The organism is Polaribacter sp. Asnod1-A03 (assembly GCF_045063585.1).
Taxonomy (GTDB): Bacteria; Bacteroidota; Bacteroidia; order Flavobacteriales; family Flavobacteriaceae; genus Polaribacter.
This window is the reverse complement of record NZ_JBEFOE010000009.1, coordinates 2,330,807-2,352,547: the sequence shown is the minus strand read 5'-3', so window position 1 is coordinate 2,352,547 and position 21,741 is coordinate 2,330,807. Positions and strand designations below refer to the sequence as shown.

Sequence of the window (21,741 nt, the reverse complement as noted above, 5' to 3'; positions counted from 1 at the left end):
TACTTTTTTAAATAAAAAACACCTCATAAAGAGGTGTTTTAATATTTATAATAAGAACTAAAAATAATTACAAAGAATATCGTTGAGGACCTCCTCTACGAATTTCTTCATTTGCAAACTCTTCAAACTGTTTAAAGTTATGTCTAAATGCATTTGATAATTGAAATGCGGTTTTGTAATATGCTTCATCATTATTCCAAGTAGATCTCGGACTTAATAATTCTTTTGGAACACCAGGACAAGTTCTTGGTTGCGCTACACCAAATACAGAATGTATATGATAATCCTCATACGTATAATCACCTAAATGACCATCTAAAACAGCGGTAATCATTGCTCTTGTATATTTTAATGGCATACGTTTACCAACGCCATATTTACCACCAGACCAACCTGTATTTACCAACCAAACATGCACACCCGCATCTTTCATTTTTTTGCTCAACATTTCTGCATATTTAGTTGGATGCAAAGGCATAAAAGGCGCACCAAAACAAGCGGAAAAACTTGGCATTGGCTCAGTAACTCCCGCTTCTGTACCCGCCACTTTTGCTGTATAACCAGATATAAAATGATAAGCTGCTTGTGCAGGAGTTAATTTAGAAATTGGAGGTAAAACTCCAAAAGCATCTGCTGTTAAAAAGAAAATATTTTTTGGATTTTCACCAATTGATGGTTTCTGAATATTTTCTATATGATAAATAGGGTAACTAACTCGTGTATTTTGAGTAATAGAAGTATCTGCAAAATCGACAACTCCTTTATCATCCATTACAACATTTTCTAAAATAGCACCTTTTTTAATCGCTGCATAAATTTCTGGTTCTTGTTCTTTACATAAATTAATCACTTTTGCATAACAACCTCCTTCAAAATTAAAAACCGTGTTTTCTGCGGTCCAACCATGTTCATCATCACCAATTAAACTTCTTTCTGGATCTGTAGATAATGTGGTTTTTCCTGTACCCGATAATCCGAAGAAAATTGCAGTATCTCCATCTTTACCAACATTTGCAGAACAATGCATTGGCAAAGTATTTTTATAAACAGGTAAAATAAAATTTAATGCAGAAAAAATTCCTTTTTTAATTTCTCCTGTATAACCTGTACCTCCAATTAAAGCTATTTTTTTGGTAAAATTTAAAATAGCAAAATTGTGCTGACGAGTTCCATCAACTTCTGCATCTGCCATAAAACCTGGCGCATTTACAACCGTCCATTCTGGAGAAAAGTTTTCTAATTCTTCTTCTGTTGGACGTAAAAACATGTTGTAAGCAAACATATTGCTCCAAGGATATTCGTTTACAACTCTAATGTTTAATTTGTAGTTTTTATCTGCACAAGCATAACTATCTCTTACAAAAATTTCTTTGTTAGATAAATAATCTACTACTTTATCATAAAGCAACTCAAACTTATCCTCATCAAAAGGAATGTTGATATTACTCCACCAAACCTTATCTTTTGTAATGTTATCTTTTACAATAAAACGATCTAAGGGCGAACGCCCAGTAAACTCTCCTGTGTTAACAGCAATTGCACCTAAAGAAGATGCCACACCTTGTTTTTTTTGCAAAGTCTCTTGGTGTAATTCTTCTGAAGTTAACTGATAACGAATTGTTGCATTTTTGATTCCTAGACTATTTAACGAAATCGATTTCGTACAAGTATCTACCATATCAATATATTTAAATGATGTATATAAATTTTTTACAGTACTAATTTACGAATATAATTTTATACACATATTAAAATTATTAAATATTTAAAAAACTATTTATATTTAGCCTTCATTTTTAAGAATATAACAATCATTAAAACCCAACCTAAAATTAGAGTTAAACCTCCAAGAGGTGTTACAAACCAAATTGATTTTGCTGTAACAGATGTTAATTGAATCAAATAAATCGATCCTGAAAAAAGTAAAATTCCGATAAAAAAAAGATAACTAATTGTGTTTTTTTGCTTTGCAGAAAAGCCATTAAAAGTATTTACAAAAAGTAATACAATTACGTGATACATTTGATAACGAACTGCTGTTTCGAAACTTAATAATTGTTCTGAACTTAAGATTTCTTTTAAAGCATGTGCACCAAAGGCACCTAAAATAATTGCAAAAAGACCTAAAACAGCTGTAATTGATAAATTTTTATACATTTTTTAAATTGATTCTTATTGATAAAACTTTGATTAACCTTTTAAAACCTACATTTTTAAATAAAAATCTTTGGTTAAATTGATATAGTCATCTGTATATTGATGACGAGCAATTTCTATAGTTAAATGTTCTTTTTCAACTTCTGATGAATGAAAAGAAAACTCCATTAAACTTCTTTTAATTTCTGATGTTGTATTGCCCTGAACATGACATACTTTGTTTAAAAACAGTTTGTTTTCTTTTGCTAAATTGATAAAATTTTCTTCTTCTTTAAAAGGAATAATTACAGAGAAAATTCCGTTTTCTGATAAAGTTTTAGCAACTCCTTTTAGTAAATTGTCAAAAGAAAGAGATGATGTAAAACGCGCTTTGTTTCTTGCGTCATTATCCGTTTCAAAATCATCTGTGTAAAATGGCGGATTAGAAACAATTAAATCATAGGTTTCTTCTTCTTCCGCTATTTCATTGGCAAATTCTGTAAAAGTAGCATTATAACAATACAAACGATCTCCCCAGTCCGATTTTTCGAAATTTTCTACCGTTTGTTCGTATGCATTTTCATCAATCTCTACAGCATCAATGGTCATTGCATCAGAACGTTGGGCAATCATTAAAGAAATAACGCCTGTACCAGCACCAACATCTAAAATTGTATCCGGATAATCATCCACAGAACACCAAGCACCTAAAAGTACTGCATCTGTACCAATTTTCATAGCTGTTTTATCTTGATGAATTGTAAACTCTTTAAATTGAAATGGTTTCATAAACAAAATTAAAATAGCCGTAAAAATACTTTTTTACTTCATCAAAATAAGTAATTAATTCAGCTTTTTATAAACTTCTATATTCTGATAATTAACACCATTTTCTTGATAATTAATTATCTGTTTAAAAGATGTATCTGTAGTTTCTATAACGATCGGATAAATAGAATGATAACCTTTTAAAGGCAAAGACATCGAAGTTAAGGTTTCTACTAAAGTATCATTTTTAAGCTTATAAGTTCCGTATGCATGCCATTCTACACTATCTTTTGCTGCATCAGAATTCCAAATAAGAAACCCGTCTAAGTATATTTTATGCTGAATTTTAGAATTATCTTTTAAAATAGTATCTTTTTCTTTAAGTCTAAAAAAATTGGTTTGTTCCCATACTCCTTCTAATGGGTCTTTTTTATCAACTTTACTATTACAAGAAATAAAAATAGTTAATCCTAAAAAGAATATTATCTTAAAGATTTTTACAATATTAAAATGCGAATTTTTCATACCTTAATTTTTCTAAAAGGTACAAAAAATAAGTCGCTTATAATTTTTATAAATTATTATTTACAAATAATTCTTCATCATTAATGCAGCTCCTAAAGCACTTTCGTTTTTGCAATCTGATATTTTAATAACAATTCCTTCTTTTAACGTTGTTAAAAACTGAATAAAGATGTTGTTTTTGTTAAATCCACCAGAAATAAATACATTTTTAATCTCCTTATCTTTGTCGGTAATTAAATTGATACCAAAGATTACTTTTTTAGAGATTTCAAATATTAGTTGATAATAAGCTGCTTTATAAGAATCGAAATTATTTAATAAACTTTCTTTCGCTTCAAAATCGGTATCAATTCCTTCTGATAAAAATACTTCCGCATTTTTATTGATTAAATCTGCACATAATTCCTCATCTAATTCGAGTTCTAGATGTTTATCTATATCAACATTAAAATGTTTACTTAAAGGCTCTAAATACACTTCGTGGATTCGTCCTAAAAATTGCATAGAAGATTTTACTTGTTCCTTTTTAGGCGTCATAAAACACAAACAATTATTAGTTAATTGATGTTGTGTTAAAGTTTCTGTACTAAAAGGATTCATGGTAATAATCCAAGTGCCTGTAGATAATAAAATAAACTTATTGTCTTTTGCGTCTTAGAATCCAAACAATTCTCTTTTATGACACAAAATATAGTGAAAAACTCACCTTTTTTTGATCTTAAAAATCTTTAAACCACAAAAATCCTCTGAGTACTCTTCTAAATCTCTTTGAAATCCTGAAAAAAAAAGAAAACACTAAAAAAAATACCGAAATAATATCTACAAAAAAAAAGCTCTGAATATATATTCAGAGCTTTTAATTTATTGTTAGACAATAGAGATCTTCTAGTTTATCTCTTCAAAATGTAATCTACTGCAGCATTTGAATGAATTTCTGTAGTATTAAAAATAGGAATTTTAAGATCTTCATCAAAAATCATTAAAGGGAATTCTGTACAACCTAAAACAACTCCTTCTGCTCCTTTATCTACTAAACCTTGAATTACATTTAGTACATAAGTTTTAGTTGCTGGTTTAATTACTCCATAAGTTAGTTCTTCTTCAATAATTCTTTGCAATTCTACAAGCACTTCTTTTTCTTCTGGCACAAAAACATCTACACCATTATCTGCAATTCTTTTGGTTATAAAATCTGCCTCCATAGTATAAATGGTTCCTAAAAAAGCAACATTTTTAACTCCTTTATTTTTTATGGCTTTTGCCGTAGCATCACCAATATGAATTATTGGAAAATCTAATTGGTTTTGTACAACATCAAAAACTTTATGAGGTGTATTTGCACAAAACATAACAGAAGTTGCACCCCCTTTATGTAAACCCAATGCAGCTTGTTTTAGCATAACTGCAATAGAATCCCACTTATTTATTTTTTGAAATCGATGTACTTCTGCTTGATTAATTGTGTACACCAATAATGGCGGATTTGTATTATTACCATAATAATCATTAATAGATTGATTAATAGCCGCATAATATTCTATAGTAGAATGCCAAGAAGTTCCACCAATTAATCCTAATGTTTTCATTTCTTGGTGAGGTAATTTATTTTGTTTCATTTCTGTTTTAGTACTTTCTGATGTTTTACTTTTATCCGTTACTTTATCACAAAAAATAAAGAAAACAAACAGTAGACAATATATTATATTTTTTAAAATTACTTTTTTTCATAAATCCTATAAAACACTTTTAGGCAATGCGCCTTTCCATCCTTTTGCTAATTGTTTTGATAAACTTTTAACTATTTCAACTTTATCAACATCACCAGAAACATTTACAGTTTCGTTGGCATCTACATAGTGATCGTATAGTTCTGTTGCTGCAAAATCTCCTTTTTCTTTTTTAATATTATCCCAATGGTACCATTCTATATAATGATATTGTTTAGTTTGCATAGAATACCCCATGTATTCTTTCCCGTCTTTAGATATTCTTGGTCTTCGTCTAAATTGAGTAAAAACAGCATCTTTCCATTCTAATTCTGGATTCTTAAAAACAGGAGTTAAACTAGTTCCTTGAAAATAATCTGCTTTATCAACACCTGTTAAATCACATAATGTTGGAAAAACATCTACTAATTCTGAAAGCGCTTCTATGCGTTTTCCTTCTTGTTGCTTTGCTCCTTTTATTATTAACGGCACATGCGTATCTATGTAAAAATTGGTCATTTTTCCCCAACCGTTATGATCTCCTAATTTCCATCCATGATCTCCCCAAAGAACAATAACCGTGTTTTCGTACAAACCTCTTTCTTTTAATCCTGCTACTAATTTACCAACACAAGCATCTATAAAACTTACACTTGCATAATACCCTCTTTTTAAAGAATCTGCATAAGACTCTGGTAAAGATTCGTCTTCTGGACGTCCAATTTTATATGGGTTTGTATACGCTCGTAATTCATAATTTGCATTTGCAGACATTACTGGAGCATTTTTGGGCAACTTTGGATTTGCCGCCGGAGATACAGAACCTACTGGATATAAATCCCAGTATTTTTTAGGAGCCACAAAAGGTAAATGTGGTCTATATAAACCAAGCCCCATAAAAAATGGTTCTTTTTCATCTTTAATTCTATCAATAGTTTCTAATGCTAATTTAGTTTGCATAGCATCATAAAATAAAGAATCAGGCACATTTGCATCTTCAATTGCAGGCCCTCTATTCCAACCATCACCATACACAACCTTACCTTTTCTTTTCTCTAAAAGGATTTCTCTTTTTTCTTTTTGATCTTTTAAAGAAGCTGGTTTATAATAATAAGTCTCTGCATCTCTCTTTGAATATTCTTTTGTATTGTATGGATATGGTTTTAAATCAGGTTCATCCCAAGAAATTGAATCTGGCATATAATTATGGAAAATTTTACCAATATTAACAGTATAATATCCAGCTTTATTAAAATACTGTGGCATAGTAACCGCATCAGGATTTATTTCTCTAAATTTATCACCTAAATGCCAAACTTTAGTAGAATCTGGTCTGTAACCAAGTAAAGCACTTGCTCTAGATGGAGCACAGACTGCTGCTTGAGAATGTGTATTTAGCATTACCATTGATGTTTTTGCTAAAGCATCTATGTTAGGCGTTTTAATTTCTTTGTTACCGTAAGCTCCTAAATCTGTTCTTAAATCATCTATAGATAAAAAAATGATATTTGGTTTTTGTGTACTACTTTCTTGTGTTTTATTCTTCTGATTACAAGATATAAACAGCAAAGAAAAAGAAAAAATTAATAGTAAAATTCTCATATATTTTTATTTAGTATACTTTTCTATTTGAGTGATTAAAAAAAAATCAACTTTAATTTCCTTTTCCTAATAACTCAATCCATTGATCTACATACCCAATATTTCTAACACCATTAGAATGCCCTTTTTTGCCTTCTGGCACAGGTAAATTAAAAGGGTAAATATGATTTTCTGGAATCTCCATAGCATCATACGTTTCTTTGATCGTTTTTGCTTTAGGCTCTGTAACATGATACGTACCATACCACAAATTAACTGGGGTTACACTCTTATCAAAATACCAACCTGCTATTTTATTTTTTGTTGCATAATCCCATCCACCAGAAAAATCTATAACTCTAGCTACTAAATGTTCTTTTGCAATAAAAGCTGCCATTCCTCCTCCTTGAGATTGACCAGAAACAGCTATTTCACTCCATTTTGGTTTACCATCTTTTAAATAAACACCCCAATTACCTGCTTTATCTGTTTTAGAAAGATAAATCAATAATTTAGTTAGTCTACTTATTATTGCATCTTGAGGCTCATCATTAATTAAAGAAAAGTCGTTATTACCGTAAAGACGTTTTGTTCTAAATTCTGATGTACATTTAGAATTCTTTGCTAAATTTTCTCTTCGGCAAATTTGAGCAACTGCAGGTCTATTTATATATGAAATATTAATTACATGATACCCTTGGGAAACTGCCGTGGCAAATAACTTTTTAGGACCTTTTAAAGCGACTCCTCCAGTACCTGGCATAAAAAACAAAAGTTTTCCTTGTCTCGCTTCGGGATTATAAGCTACCAAATGTGGCGTATTTGCTTCTGTAATTTTAGAATCTGTGTCAGATGGTTTTATACTTAAAACTTTATATTTTTTAGGAAAACCAGTATAGGATTGTGCTAAAGAAACACTAAACATAGAAGAAAGTACTAAAATAGAAAAGAAAAAAAACTTCATTTTGGAATTAATTGATTAAGATTACTTGTAACATTTATTTTGATACTCTAGTATAATAAAAAAAATATTTTTAATACATTTTATTCAACTAAAATTTCAATTCATTATTTTTCTTTTAAGCTTTTAAAGCAAATATAAATAAATATTACATTATTTCTAATACTTTTTATTCAAGCTACATTTAAGTATAGATTTCTAAAAAATATTTTTGTTTAATCTTTTTAGATATTAATTAAACATTTATTATATTTGAAATATATTAAAAGTAGTTTTTTTTACGTTAGTATACAGAGACTTAATAACTAATTTTATAATTAACATAATACTATCTATCACTCTTATTTAAGAATAAATTAAATCTATATATAAAACAATTAAATGGCATAACAATTGACAGAATAATACAGATGGCTTGGGAGGATAGAAAAACTTTTGACGCTATAAGGTTTCAGTTTGAATTAAAAGAACAAGAAGTCATTAATTTAATGAGACGAGAAATGAAGCCAAAAAGCTTCAAGTTATGGAGAAAGAGAGTTCAAGGTAGAAAAACAAAACATCAAAAGTTAAGAACATTTGACAAAGGTAGATTTAAATGTTCTAGACAAAAAACAATATCTAACAACTCTATTACCAAAAGGTAATAGCAATATTAATCACTTTAAATAAAGTAAATGGATTTAATCACTAAAGCAAAAGAATTTGAGACAAGAAAAATGAGATTTCCAACAACTAGCGATCGTATAATGGCAGCTAGAGAAGCTAAATCTTTAATCTTAAGTTTGAATGAAATTTATAAGAAAAATAAGGATGAACAAATCATGGACATTATGAAACGTTTGACCTTGATTAAACAAAAAATAGAAAAGCGTTTAAAGGGTAAACCATTAACAGCGTAATAAAGAAAAGTTTTTACTTGTTTTTCTAACATTTATAATTATATTCACAAAATTATAGAATAAAAAATAGAAGAATTAAGAATGAATTTATTAGAAAGAGCTGTAGAATTTGAAAATAGAAAATTTTCTTTTAAAACTACAAGCGATAGAATTTTAGCATCTAGAGAAGTAAAAGCCTTAATATTAGAGCTTAACCAAGTATACAAACAAGATAAAGATCCAAAAATAATGGATCAAATGAAACGTTTAACTGTTGTTAAACAAAAAATAGAAAAAAGATTAAAAGGAAGACCTTAATATTTAAAGACTAATTCTGGCAAATTTTACGGAAAAAATCTAGTAAATAAATTTTTAATGATTCTTTGTAAAAAATAAGTTCCTTAAAAAACTTTTAATCTTTTTTTATTTTTTAAAAGATCCCTAGAACATTTTACAACAACTTTCCTTTTATCTAACTGATAAAAAAGAAGTTACCTTTCAATAGTTTTTTCCACATTTATTATCACAAAAAAATTCATAAAAAAAGTAAATTTTATCTTGCTGCTTATGGAAATTTGTGTTTAATTTGCGCTCGTTAAATTAAAAGCCGATGTAGCTCAGCTGGCTAGAGCAGCTGATTTGTAATCAGCAGGTCGTGGGTTCGAGTCCCTCCATCGGCTCTATTTAATTAAAAGTCTCAAAAATATTTTTTTTTGAGACTTTTTTTTTAGAAAAAAGTTTTTATACAAAAAAAATGAACTTGAACTTCATTTTTTAATAAGTTTATTAATAATGATACATCAATTAAAATTAAAAAAAACTTATATTATTGTAAAATCTTTATTATTTTAGTAGATAAATTACCCTAATCATAATTATTATGCTCATTATTGGAATTGCTGGAGGTACCGGATGTGGTAAGACTACAGTTGTAAATAAGATAATCAAACAATTTCCTACAGATGAAGTTTGTGTAATATCACAAGATTCTTACTATAACGAAACTGTAAACCTATCTTATGAGGAAAGATCTAAAATTAATTTCGATCATCCTAGAGCAATCGACTTTGATTTAATTGTTAAACATCTAAAAAAATTAAAATTAGGCAAAACGATTGAACAACCTGTATATTCTTTTGTTACACACAATAGAACCACAGATACTATTAAAACACATCCGAGAAAAGTTGTAATTGTAGAAGGTATCTTAATTTTAAACAACAAAGAATTAAGAAATTTATTTGATATAAAAATATTTGTTCATGCAGATACAGATGAACGATTAATTAGAAGAATTAGAAGGGACATTACAGAAAGAGGTAGAAATGTTGATGAAGTATTAAACAGATACCAAGACACTTTAAAACCTATGCATCAGCAATTTATAGAACCAACTAAAAATTATGCTGATATTATCATACCAAATAATAAACATAATACAGTTGCAATTGATGTTGTAAGAACTGTTATAAATGATCGTTTATAAATGAGTTTTTTTTATAATTTAAAAAAGAATCCTTTCTTTAAAATTCTAACAAATATTTTTGTTTTAATTTTAATTCCTTTCCTTATCTGGATGCTTTTTTTTGATGATAATTCTTATCTAGTTCATAGAAAATTTGATAAGGAAATTAATGATTTAGAGAACACTGTTTCTTTTTATGAAAAGAAAATATTAGAAGATAAAAAGACAATAAAAGATCTGCAAGACTCTCTTCTATTAGAAAAGTTTGCCAGAGAAAAATACCTCTTAAAAAAAGAGAATGAAGATATTTATATTATAGAATTTGATACTTTAAAAAAATAAATGAATAAGTCTCTTTTTGATGAATTTGAAAAAACTTCGCCTTCTGCTTGGAAACAAAAAATTCAAGTAGATTTAAAGGGTGCAGATTACAATGATACACTTTTATGGAAAAGTCCAGAAGGAATTATTGTAAAACCTTTCTACACATCAGAAGATAGAACAAATCAAAAAACAGAAACATCTAAAGAGGATTTTAATATTTGTCAATCTATATTTGTTGATGATGAAAAAATAGCAAATTTATTAGCAACAGATGCTTTAAAACGAGGAGCAAACTCAATACAATTTATAGCAAATAGTATTTTTGATTATAAAAAGCTACTCAACAATATAAATCCAAATCAGACTTACATTTATTTTAATTTTAATTTTTTAGATGATAATTTTCAAATTGAAATATCAAAATATGTAAACTCTAGTAAAACGTACTTTCAAACCGATATTATTGGTAATTTGGCCGAAACTGGTAATTGGTTTTATAATTTAAAAGACGATTTTAATAAATTAGATAAAATTCAAAAGAATACAGAACAATGTATCTCTGTTTCTAGTGATTTATATCAAAATTCTGGTGCAACAATTACACAACAACTTGCTTATACTTTATCCCATGCTAATGAATACTTAAATAAGTTTGGTAGTAGCATTGCTAAAAAAATAAATTTTTCTTTTTCTGTAGGTAGTAATTATTTTTTTGAAATTGCAAAACTGAAAGCGTTTAGACTTTTATGGTCTACTCTTACAGAAGAATATGATGTCACTGATTTAGAAGCTCATATTTTTGTAAAACCTAGTTTAAGAAACAAAACTATTTACAGTAGTAAAACAAATTTATTAAGAACTACATCTGAGTGCATGAGTGCTATTCTTGGAGGAGCAAATACAGTGTCTAATACTGCTTATGATTCTATTTACCGTAAATCTAATGAGTTTGCCGAACGCCTTTCTAGAAATCAACTATTAATATTACAGCAAGAAAGTAAATTACAAGAATCTAAAAACTTTGCAGAAGGTTCTTACTATATAGAATCTATAACTCAACAATTAGCAGAAAACGCACTATTAATTTTTAAACAGGTAGAAAGAAGTGGTGGATTTTTAACTCAATTAAAATCAGGAGTTATTCAAAAGAAAATTAAAGAGAATGCTAATAAAGAAGAAGTAAAATTCTTAGACGAAGAAATTACCCTTGTTGGTGCAAATTTACAACAAAACAAAAAGGAGTTAATGAATAACCAATTAGAGTTATATCCTTTTGTTAAGCAAAGAAATATTAAAACCTTATTACCTCCTTTATCTATTAATAGACTTTCAGAATCATTTGAGAAAGAACGCTTAAAAACCGAAAAGCTATTTAAAGTCCCTCAAGAATGATTAGAACTAAAGAAATATTACATAAACAAAAAAGTCAAAGAAGACTAAAATCAGAAATTAAAAGAATCAAAAAGAAACTTCCGAGATTTGTTGTTTGGTTTTTATTTTTCGTTTTTATTAGTCTTTATTTCTTTGAAGATAATTTTTTTCATTTTTTTGGCAATAGTGTTAATATAGTTTTAGGTCTTGTTATTTCGTTATCATTATTTTTATTATTTTTCATATTAAGAAGTTATATTCTAATTAAGAGCAAACAAAAGGAAAGTAAAGAAATTGGTGTTCAGTTATATAATTTAATGAAATTAGAATCAGAAGCTAAAGATGAGTAGAAAAAACCTACAAAATATAAAGCTCAAAAAAAATATTATTAAAACAAAACCTTCTTTTAACCAAGAAGGTTTTGTCGCTGGTATTGCTCCATACTTAAGAGGCCCTTACTCTACCATGTATATAAAAAAACCATGGACAATAAGACAATATGCTGGTTTTTCTACAGCAGAAGAAAGTAATGCTTTTTACAAACAAAACTTAGCAGCAGGTCAAAAAGGTTTATCCATAGCATTTGATTTAGCAACTCACCGAGGTTATGATTCTGATCATAAACGTGTACAAGGAGATGTAGGTAAAGCTGGTGTTGCCATAGACTCTGTAGAGGATATGAAAACTTTATTAAATGAAATACCATTAGATAAAATTTCTGTTTCTATGACTATTAATGGAGCGGTGTTGCCCGTTTTAGCTTTTTATATTGTTGCTGCTGAAGAACAAGGTATTGGTTTAGATCAATTAGCAGGAACCATACAAAATGATCTCTTAAAAGAGTTTATGGTAAGAAATACTTACATCTATCCTCCCTCTCCATCTATGAAAATTATTGCAGATATTTTTAAATATACTAGTGATAAAATGCCAAAGTTTAACTCTATTTCAATTTCCGGATATCACATGCAAGAAGCTGGTGCAACTGCAGAAATTGAACTAGCTTATACGCTTGCTGATGGTTTAGAGTATATTAGAAAAGGTATTGAAATAGGAATAAATATAGATACTTTTGCACCAAGATTATCGTTCTTTTGGGGTATTGGCATGAATCATTTTACAGAGATTGCAAAAATTCGTGCAGCAAGAATGCTATGGGCTAAAATTGTAAAACAATTCAATCCTAAAAACCCAAAATCTTTATCACTAAGGTCTCATTGTCAAACCAGTGGATGGTCTTTAACGGAGCAAGATCCTTATAACAACATTACAAGAACAACTATAGAAGCCATGGCTGCCGTTTTTGGTGGCACACAAAGTCTACACACCAATGCTCTAGATGAAGCTATTGCATTACCTTCAGATTTTTCTGCAAGAATTGCAAGAAATACTCAAATATATTTACAAACAGAAACTAATATTACTAAAACTGTTGATCCTTGGGCAGGAAGTTACCAACTAGAAAAACTAACTGAAGATATTGCTTATAAAGCTTGGGAATTGATCACAGAAATAGAGGGAGTTGGAGGGATGACAAAAGCCATAGAAAAAGGAATTCCTAAAATGCGAATCGAAAAAGCTGCAGCTATAAAACAAGCGAAGATTGACAATGAAAAGGATATAATTATGGGTGTAAACAAACACCTATTAAAAGAAGAAGAACCTATTTCTATTTTAGAGATTGATAATAAAACTGTTCGCAACATACAAATTAAAAAATTAAACAAATTAAAATCTAATAGAGATAATATAGAAGTTAAAAAATCTTTAGAAAACCTAACTACAGCAGCTAAATCAGGTGAAGAAAATTTATTAGAATTAGCTGTAAAAGCAGCTAAAAACAGAGCTACTTTAGGTGAAATATCTAATGCTTTAGAAGAAATTTTTGGTAGATACAAAGCTACTAATCAATCTATTTCAGGTTTTTAAAGTAAGGAGATAAAAGAAGATATCCCCTTTAAAAGAGCTAAAGATTTAACTAATAAATTTACAAGTATTAAAGGAGCACCACCTAAAATTATGATTACCAAATTAGGGCAAGATGGTCATGACAGAGGTGCTAAAGTAGTTCCTACTAGTTATACTTATTTAGGTTTTGATGTAGAAACTGCTCCTTTGTTTCAAACACCAGAAGAAGCCGCAAAACAAGCTATTAAAAAAGGAGTTGATGTTTTAGGTATTTCATCTTTAGCAGCTAGCCATAAAACTTTAGTTCCACAAGTAATTTCTGAAATAAAACAACAAAACAGTAAAGATATTTTAGTAATCGTTGGTAGTGTAATTCCCCCTAAAAGATTATCAATTTTTATTAGATGCAGGTACAGATACTGTCTTTGGACCAGGTACCAAAATATCCAAATCTGCAATTGATATTTTAAATATATTAATTGGTAAGATTTCTATATAGAACTCTAAATTATATCAATTAAAGATTTTTTTAAAGTTTCTAAAAAACAAAAACAAGTTATTATAACTACATAATTTTAACTATTTATGTTTTTTGATTATCTTATATTTGTTGAAATTTTACAATATATTTTATAATGAAAAAACTTAGTCTTGTACTTTTAACAATATTACTAATTGCATCTTGTTCTAAAGAGCATCCTAAAGATTATATTTCTCTTTCTGGAAAATTAGCTAATAATACAGATTCTTTAATTACTATTTCTGGTAGAACAGGAATTATTAAGACAATTTCTATTAAAGATGATGGTACTTTTAAAGACACTTTAACGGTTGAAAAAGCAGACGTTTATACATTTCAAACAAACAGTCAACAAAGAGCTCCTATCTATCTAAAAAATGGTTTCGATATTTCTATAGATGGTGACTCAAAAGATTTTATGTCTAGTTTTAAATATTCTGGTACAGGGTCTGATAATTCAGAATTTATAATCGCTCATTTAGAGGAAAGTAAAAAAATAGGAAATCCAGCGGATATTCTTTCTTTAAGTGAAGAAGCATTTACAACAAAAATAGATTTGTTAAAAAAATCTTACGACAGTATTTTAACTTCTTATAATGATTTAGATAGTTCTTTAATTAGCTTAGTGACTACACAAAACAAACAAATGTTTGATTATTTTGAAACCACTTATGCTTCAAGTAAAAAAATGGGTAAGGGAAATGTTTCTCCTAAATTTGAAAACTATCTAGATGCTAAGGGTGGCACAAAATCTTTAGATTCTTTTAAAGGAAAATACGTTTATATAGATGTTTGGGCAACTTGGTGTGGTCCATGTATTAGAGAAATTCCTTCTTTAAAAGCATTAGAAAAAGAATACCATAGCAAAAACATAGAGTTTGTAAGTATCTCTACTGACGAATCTAGAAGAAGTGGTGGTAGCTGGGAAGCTGCAGAAAAAAAATGGAGAGACTTTGTTAAGGCAAGACAATTAAGTGGTGTTCAACTTTGGTCTGGTCAAGATTTTTCTTTTCAACAAGCTTATCAAATCACAGGAATCCCAAGGTTTATTCTAATAGATCCAGAAGGAAAGATTGTAGATTCAAACGCTCCAAGACCTTCTGACCCAAATTTAAAAACATTATTAAATTCTATTTTATAAGAATTTAATAACTCAATAAAAAAAGCTGAACAATTTAAAATTGTTCAGCTTTTTTTATCCTTGGAAAATTAATTACTAATGTTTCTCTGAAGGCTTTAATAATTCTGGAAACTTCTTTTTAAAAGCGTTTAGTCTAGGAATAGAAACTGCTTTTACGTAACCTTGATTTGGATTTCTTTTCTCAAAGTTTTGATGATAATCCTCTGCTTTGTAAAATTTAGAAAACTTAGTTACTTCAGTTGCAATTTTACCATCATAAACCTCCTTATTCAATTTAACAATCATGTTATCAATAATTTCTTTTTCTTCATTATTAGAATAAAATGCTATTGATCGATATTGACTTCCATAATCTGGATTTTGTCCATTTACTGTTGTCGGATTATGAGAACCATAATATACTTTAACCAACGTTTTAAAACTTACTACTTTAGGATTATAATATACAGCAACGGTTTCTGCATGACCTGTTTTTCCTGTTCCAGTAGATTTATAAGTAGGATTCTTAGTATGTCCGCCAGCATAACCAGAAACAGCTTCCTCTACTCCATTTACACTCTCAAAAATAGCTTCTACACACCAAAAACAACCACTTGCAAAATAAGCTACTTTTGTTTCCTGGCTTGGCAAGTAGATAGATTTAGCTACTTCTTCTTTCTTTGTAAAACTTAAACAAGAAAATAAAAGTAATAGAGCACTAAAGGTAAAAACTGATTTTATCATATTTATAAATTAATTTGGTTGTTAAATAAAATTTGCATCAAGTATAATTAATTTTTCTTGATGCAAATTTCGTGACTTTTAATTCGATAATAAACTCGAACTTACAATAATAGTCGTAAGAAATTAAAATCTCATACAATTTGTTTACAACTTTAGCATTTTATTAAGAATCCCAGTTGTACAAAAGCGAATAGATAATTACTTTTGTTATTCATCAAAAAAAAATAAATGGAGCATTTTGTAGTATCTGCACGTAAATATCGTCCTAAAAATTTTGAGGATGTTGTTGGGCAACAAGCCATAACCAATACGTTAGAAAACGCTATAAAAAACAATCATTTAGCGCAAGCTTTATTATTTACAGGTCCACGTGGAGTTGGTAAAACTTCTTGTGCTAGAATATTAGCTAAAAAAATAAACCAACAAGAAGCAGGCCTTTCTGAAGAAGAAGATTTCGCTTTTAATATTTTTGAATTAGATGCTGCTTCTAACAATTCGGTTGATGATATTAGAAGTTTAACAGATCAAGTTCGTATTCCGCCACAAACAGGTAAATACAAAGTGTATATTATTGATGAAGTACACATGCTTTCTCAAGCAGCTTTTAATGCTTTTTTAAAGACTTTAGAAGAACCACCTGTACATGCTATTTTTATTTTAGCTACTACAGAAAAACACAAAATAATTCCGACGATTTTATCTCGTTGTCAAATATTTGACTTTAAGAGAATTGGAGTTTTAGATGCCAAAAATTATCTAAAAACAATCTGTGAAAAAGAAAATATAACTACAGATGATGATGCTTTACACATTATTGCTCAAAAAGCTGATGGAGCAATGCGAGATGCTTTATCTATTTTTGATAGAGTAATTAGTTTTTCTGGAAAGAACTTAACTCGAGAAGCTGTTGCAGAAAATTTGAATGTTTTAGACTACGATACGTATTTTAATATGACGGATTTGTTATTAACAAACAAAATACCTGAAGTATTAAATGCATTTAATACTATTTTAGCCAAAGGTTTTGAAGGAAACCACTTTATAAATGGATTAGCTAGTCATTTTAGAGATTTATTGGTAGCAAAAGATAAAATTACCATCGATTTATTAGAAGTAGGAGATTCTGCAAAAAAGAAATATTTAGAGCAAGCTACTAAAGCAAGCATTCCCTTTTTAATGCAATCTATTAACAAAGCAAATGATTGCGATTTAAATTACCGAGCAAGTAAAAACCAACGACTACTCGTCGAATTAACTTTAATGCAGATTGCCTCTATCACTTTTGATGGAGAAAAAAAAAAGCCAGCTAATTACATAATTCCAGCTACATTTTTTCAAGCACTTTCACCAAAGCCTGTTGCAAAAGTAGTAGCAAAACCTATTCAGAAAAAAGTAGCAGTTACAGAGCCTCAAAAAATAGAAACTCCGAAACCAAAATTAGGAAAACCTATTTTGAAATCTGCTGGAAGAAGAAGGTCTTCCTTATCTTTAAAAAGTATTCATGAGAAAAAAGTAGTTAAAAAAGCTGATGTTGAAGAAAACTTCGACAATCATCCTAAAGACATTTTTACTGAAAGAGAATTACAAGATTACTGGAAAAAATATGTTGCTCTTTTAAATAAAAAAGGAGAGCGAAGTATGGCCTCTATTGTGGATACAGATTTACCTAAATTAGGACAAAACTTTAAAATTCATTTTTCTGTACCTAATAAATTAATGCAAGATCAATTTAAAAAAGGTCGCCCTAAATTATTAAGTTTTTTACGTGAAAACCTTAATAATTACGGAATTGATATTCTTGTAAAATTAAACGAAACTGTAGAAAAAAAGTTTGCTTATACACCTCAAGAAAAATTTAATAAAATGAGAGAAATAAATCCTCTTTTAGATAAATTACGTCAAGCTTTTGAGTTAGATATGTAACATTTTCTATAATTTTCTACTAATATGATAGTACTAAAAAGCTTTTATCAATTTTTAGAATTTTAAATTATGGATTATTTCTTAGGTTTTCTATTTATTTCAACCCTTTTATTTTTGATTAATAACTTTCTAAAAAAGAAACGTTTAAAAAAGTTTGAAGCTTCACTTTTTGAAAATTGGGGAAAACAAAAAAAGAAAGAATATTATAATTTTTTTGTTATTGGTAAATATTTTAATAACAATATTTATAAAAAGGAAGCATATCATATTATATCAGAAAAAAATAAAATTGACTTTGATATTGATGAATTATTTAAGTTTTTAGACAGAACTTCTTCTAAAATTGGTCAGCAATACTTATACTTTAAATTAAGAACAATTGGCACTATAAAAGAGCTCTTAAAGTTTGATGAGTTAACCAACCTGTTTAAGAATGATAAAAAATTAAGTATCTCTTGTCAATTAGAATTATCTAAACTAAACACTAATAACGCATATTATTTAGAAGAGTTGATAAATGACAAACAGTTAGAAAAGCCTAAACATTTATGGTTAATTACTACACTTACTGTACTTGCAATAGCATCTTCTATTTTAGTCTTTTTCATTCCAATATTTGGTTTATTATTAATACCAATATTAGCCACTAACATGGCTTTTCATTATAAAAATAAACACAGTGTTACTTATTATTTAAATGGCGTAAATCAATTATCTAGAGCTTTAAAAGTTGCAGAAAAACTAAGTAAAAACCCTAAAATTAAATCACATTTTAAAGATTTATCATTTATAAAAAAGATAAAAAAAATTAAATTTAAAACAGAATTTATAGCTTTTGAAAAAAATGTAAGCAACGAGTTTTTATTTGCCTTTTGGTTTCTATTTGAAATGATAAAAATCTTATTTAATATTGAGTATTTAATGTTTTATAGTTTTTTAAGCTCAATAACTAAAGAAAGAAAAAGTATTGAATCTTTATTTCTTTTTATTGGAGAAATTGATGTTGCTATTTCTACAGCTTCTTTAAAAGAGAGTGATTTTAAAATATGTACTCCAAAATTTAAAGATAAAAATGAATTAAAAGTCACCCAAATTTATCATCCTTTAATTGAAAAATGTATAAAAAACGACACAAATCTTATTGATAAAAGCATGCTTTTAACAGGTTCTAATATGTCTGGTAAAACTACATTTATTAGAACAATTGCTATAAATAGCATTCTTGCCCAAACTTTACATATTTGTTTTGCTGATGAATACTCTGCTCCTTTTTATAAGGTTTATTCATCAATTAGAATTGCAGATGATTTACTTGAAAATACTAGCTATTATTTACAAGAAGTATTAAGAATAAAAGAATTAATTGAAGCTTCTAAAGACAACGAACCCTGTTTATTTGTATTGGATGAAATTTTTAAAGGAACAAATACTGTGGAAAGAATTTCTGGAGGAAAAGCTATTTTATCCTTTTTAAATAAGAAAAAACATACTGTTTTAGTGTCTACTCATGATATTGAATTGGCTGAATTATTAGAAAAAGACAATTATAGTTTATATCACTTTAGTGAAAAAATTGAAGACAACAATATTTCATTTGATCATAAGATTAAAAAAGGAAAATTGAAAACTAGAAATGCTATTAAAATTTTAGACTTATATCAATATCCTTCAGAAATTATAATAGAAGCAAAAGAAATAGAATCTAATTACTTTTCTTGATTATCTTAAATAATGTTATAGCAAATTATTCTTCAGAGGAAATTTCACCTATTTCTTTACCTAAATAACAAAGTTTTAAATTTTCTTTAGGATGTTCTGTTTTTTCAAACTCTGCAACTAAATAAATTCCTTTGCCTTTTTCTATAAATAAAGGAACCGCTTTCTCTTCTTTAGCTAGAATATCTAAAGCTTTAACATAAGCTTCTTCATCAGCTATTTTTACCTCATTAATAACAGGGTTTTCCCTATAAGCTTCACTTAAGTTTATATAATCATCATAAGGTGTAAAAAAGCGAGATCTATCTTTAATTGTATCATCTACAGTTTCTTCTGAAGACGCTAGTTTGTAAGAACCTTGCTCTCCAAAAGCATCAGAAAAAGTAACCAATGCATGTTTGTTTACAGCGTCACTACCAGACAAAGCAATTAAATAACCAACATCATTTAACTCTATATTATTAGTTAAAGCATCATCATAAATATCAACCTCTAAAGCTTCTAAATCTTCATCAAGCGCATTTTGCACAAAAAACTTATTAGAGTCTATCAAAATAATTCTCTTTCCTTTATCCCTTAAATATTTTGCTATTAATATGGCCGGAAAAGAGGCTCCTACAAATAAAATTGCATCCGATTTCTTTAAAAATACACCAATCACTTTTGCAAAAAGTCTTGCAGTAGTTGCATTCAATAAAACCGTACCTAAAACCACCATAAATACTAATGGAGTAATGTATTCTGCACCTTCTACTCCTTGCTTTAACAATTTACTACCAAATAAAGAAGCAATACCAGCAGCTACAATTCCTCGTGGTCCAACCCAACTGATAAATACTTTTTCATTAAATTTTAATTTTGATTTACGTGTACTTGCAAAAACGGCTAATGGTCTGATTATAAAAACTACAGATGCAAATAAAGCTGCTGTTTTCCAAGTATACAATAACAGTAAATCTTCCATATTTATATTTGCTGCTAGTAAAATAAAAAGGATAGAAATTAATAGAATACTTAAAGATTCTTTAAAGTATAACAACTCTTTTAAGTTGCTTAACTTTCCGTTTCCTAAAACCATTCCCATTACAACTACAGCCAATAAACCAGATTCATGTGCAAATGATTCTGACAGTACAAAAACCAATAAAACAGCTGATAATGAAACTACGTTTAATAAATAATGTGGAATCAATTTTTTATTAACTGCATAAGCCAAAGCATGTGCAAACGTAAAACCAAAAGTGGCTCCAAAAAGTAAAATTTTAGCAAACTCTATTAATGCTGTTTTGGTAAAACCACCACCACCACCAACACTTATAAACTCAAAAACCAATACAGCAACCAAAGCACCAATCGGGTCAATTAAAATTCCTTCCCATTTTAAAACCGTAGAAATATCTTTTTTTAAGGGTATGTTTCTTAAAATTGGTGTTATTACTGTTGGGCCAGTTACTATTATTAAACCTGCAAAAAGAAAAGAAAGTTCCCAACCTAAATTAAATGTATGTCTTGCCACAATACCTGCTCCAAAAAAAGTAATTGTAGAACCTAATGTAATTAATTTTGTAATTACAGGACCTACATTTTTAATCTCACTTCTTTTTAGTGTTAAACCACCTTCAAATAGAATAATACTAATTGCTAACGACACAAAATAATACAAGCTTTCTCCAGGGAAAAGTCCTTTTTCTCCATTCCAAACAGGTTCTATCCATTTAGATCCATCATCGCTTAAAAATTCTGCTGCTATAGGGCCAACTAATAGGCCTATTAAAATCAAAGGTAAAATTGCCGGAATCTTAAATTTCCAAGCAAACCATTGTGCTAATATTCCTAAAATGATAATTCCAGCTAATTCTAACATATTTTCATTTAATCTATTAAAAAGTAAATTTAAGAATGTTTAAGTCTCCTAAAAATAAAAATTATACTTTTTTTCATTTTTATAAAATACCTTTATTTTTTATAAATTTTAATTACTTTTAAGAACGTTTTATTGGTTATTTTTAATAAAACAAGATCAAAAAAGTTTTTAGAATTAAATCTAAACAATAAAAAAGGAAAATAATTAGATATCTTTTAAGAGATGAATTAA

20 protein-coding genes, 1 tRNA gene and 1 pseudogene are annotated in these 21,741 nt (G+C 28.2%); 12 read left to right on the top strand and 10 right to left on the bottom strand.

The window, feature by feature from the left end; all coding sequences use genetic code 11:
• Window positions 1–67 precede the first annotated feature (67 nt).
• From pckA to ACJJVY_RS10640, 8 genes are all read right to left on the bottom strand, one after another.
• Window positions 68–1,678: a phosphoenolpyruvate carboxykinase (ATP) gene (gene pckA, locus ACJJVY_RS10675; protein WP_405608072.1), complete on the bottom strand. Its 1,611-nt coding sequence runs from the start codon at window positions 1,676–1,678 to the stop codon at window positions 68–70.
• Window positions 1,679–1,773: 95 nt separating this feature from the next.
• A complete protein-coding gene (locus ACJJVY_RS10670; RefSeq protein ID WP_405608069.1) occupies window positions 1,774–2,157 on the bottom strand; it encodes a DUF423 domain-containing protein in 384 nt (127 codons plus the stop codon).
• 48 nt (window positions 2,158–2,205) lie between these two features.
• The gene (locus ACJJVY_RS10665; RefSeq protein ID WP_405608066.1) at window positions 2,206–2,925 is read right to left on the bottom strand and encodes a tRNA1(Val) (adenine(37)-N6)-methyltransferase; all 720 of its coding nucleotides are present in this window, start codon (window positions 2,923–2,925) and stop codon (window positions 2,206–2,208) included.
• A gap of 54 nt (window positions 2,926–2,979) precedes the next feature.
• Window positions 2,980–3,429 carry a hypothetical protein gene (locus ACJJVY_RS10660; protein WP_405608063.1) on the bottom strand — a complete coding sequence of 150 codons (450 nt, stop codon included), beginning with the start codon at window positions 3,427–3,429 and terminating at the stop codon, window positions 2,980–2,982.
• A gap of 60 nt (window positions 3,430–3,489) precedes the next feature.
• Entirely contained in the window at window positions 3,490–4,029 is a 540-nt protein-coding gene (locus tag ACJJVY_RS10655; RefSeq protein WP_405608060.1) for a hypothetical protein, read from the bottom strand.
• 290 nt (window positions 4,030–4,319) lie between these two features.
• Window positions 4,320–5,045 (bottom strand): aspartate/glutamate racemase family protein, encoded by a 726-nt coding sequence (locus tag ACJJVY_RS10650; RefSeq protein WP_405608057.1) that lies wholly within the window; start codon window positions 5,043–5,045, stop codon window positions 4,320–4,322.
• Window positions 5,046–5,162: 117 nt separating this feature from the next.
• On the bottom strand, window positions 5,163–6,737 hold the full coding sequence (locus ACJJVY_RS10645; protein ID WP_405608054.1) for a sulfatase: 1,575 nt from the start codon (window positions 6,735–6,737) through the stop codon (window positions 5,163–5,165).
• 52 nt (window positions 6,738–6,789) lie between these two features.
• Complete coding sequence (locus tag ACJJVY_RS10640) at window positions 6,790–7,680, bottom strand: BPSS1187 family protein (protein ID WP_405608050.1); 891 nt, start codon at window positions 7,678–7,680, stop codon at window positions 6,790–6,792.
• A gap of 365 nt (window positions 7,681–8,045) precedes the next feature.
• Here ACJJVY_RS10640 and ACJJVY_RS10635 point away from each other — a divergent pair, with 365 nt between their 5' ends.
• The 10 genes and pseudogenes from ACJJVY_RS10635 (at window position 8,046) to ACJJVY_RS10590 (ending at window position 15,284) form a co-directional block, all read left to right on the top strand.
• Complete coding sequence (locus tag ACJJVY_RS10635) at window positions 8,046–8,321, top strand: TIGR03643 family protein (protein WP_405611641.1); 276 nt, start codon at window positions 8,046–8,048, stop codon at window positions 8,319–8,321.
• 30 nt (window positions 8,322–8,351) lie between these two features.
• Window positions 8,352–8,576, top strand: a complete 225-nt coding sequence (locus tag ACJJVY_RS10630; protein WP_405608047.1) for a hypothetical protein — start codon at window positions 8,352–8,354, stop codon at window positions 8,574–8,576.
• 81 nt (window positions 8,577–8,657) lie between these two features.
• Window positions 8,658–8,873, top strand: coding sequence for a hypothetical protein (locus ACJJVY_RS10625; RefSeq protein ID WP_405608044.1), 216 nt, complete (start codon window positions 8,658–8,660; stop codon window positions 8,871–8,873).
• Between the two features lie 288 nt (window positions 8,874–9,161).
• Window positions 9,162–9,235: transfer RNA gene (locus ACJJVY_RS10620), tRNA-Thr, on the top strand.
• A 200-nt stretch (window positions 9,236–9,435) separates the two neighbouring features.
• Complete coding sequence (gene udk, locus ACJJVY_RS10615) at window positions 9,436–10,041, top strand: uridine kinase (RefSeq protein ID WP_405608041.1); 606 nt, start codon at window positions 9,436–9,438, stop codon at window positions 10,039–10,041.
• Window positions 10,042–10,362, top strand: a complete 321-nt coding sequence (locus ACJJVY_RS10610; RefSeq protein WP_405608038.1) for a septum formation initiator family protein — start codon at window positions 10,042–10,044, stop codon at window positions 10,360–10,362. It begins immediately after the preceding gene.
• Entirely contained in the window at window positions 10,363–11,736 is a 1,374-nt protein-coding gene (locus tag ACJJVY_RS10605; RefSeq protein ID WP_405608035.1) for a methylmalonyl-CoA mutase subunit beta, read from the top strand.
• Window positions 11,733–12,065, top strand: a complete 333-nt coding sequence (locus ACJJVY_RS10600) for a hypothetical protein (protein ID WP_405608032.1) — start codon at window positions 11,733–11,735, stop codon at window positions 12,063–12,065. The genes ACJJVY_RS10605 and ACJJVY_RS10600 overlap by 4 nt, the downstream gene beginning before the upstream one ends.
• Window positions 12,058–14,122 (top strand): annotated as a pseudogene (gene scpA / locus ACJJVY_RS10595) (methylmalonyl-CoA mutase). Before ACJJVY_RS10600 ends, scpA begins: the two are co-directional and overlap by 8 nt.
• 136 nt (window positions 14,123–14,258) lie before the next feature.
• Complete coding sequence (locus ACJJVY_RS10590; protein ID WP_405608029.1) at window positions 14,259–15,284, top strand: TlpA family protein disulfide reductase; 1,026 nt, start codon at window positions 14,259–14,261, stop codon at window positions 15,282–15,284.
• Between the two features lie 75 nt (window positions 15,285–15,359).
• Here ACJJVY_RS10590 and msrA read toward each other — a convergent pair whose 3' ends face one another.
• Window positions 15,360–16,007, bottom strand: coding sequence for a peptide-methionine (S)-S-oxide reductase MsrA (gene msrA / locus ACJJVY_RS10585; protein ID WP_405608026.1), 648 nt, complete (start codon window positions 16,005–16,007; stop codon window positions 15,360–15,362).
• 228 nt (window positions 16,008–16,235) lie between these two features.
• Between msrA and dnaX the strand changes: the two genes are divergently transcribed.
• Window positions 16,236–17,930, top strand: coding sequence for a DNA polymerase III subunit gamma/tau (gene dnaX / locus ACJJVY_RS10580; protein ID WP_405608023.1), 1,695 nt, complete (start codon window positions 16,236–16,238; stop codon window positions 17,928–17,930).
• Window positions 17,931–17,999: 69 nt separating this feature from the next.
• Entirely contained in the window at window positions 18,000–19,649 is a 1,650-nt protein-coding gene (locus ACJJVY_RS10575; protein ID WP_405608020.1) for a MutS-related protein, read from the top strand.
• Window positions 19,650–19,674: 25 nt separating this feature from the next.
• Here ACJJVY_RS10575 and ACJJVY_RS10570 read toward each other — a convergent pair whose 3' ends face one another.
• Window positions 19,675–21,510, bottom strand: coding sequence for a cation:proton antiporter (locus ACJJVY_RS10570; protein WP_405608017.1), 1,836 nt, complete (start codon window positions 21,508–21,510; stop codon window positions 19,675–19,677).
• Window positions 21,511–21,741 lie beyond the last annotated feature (231 nt).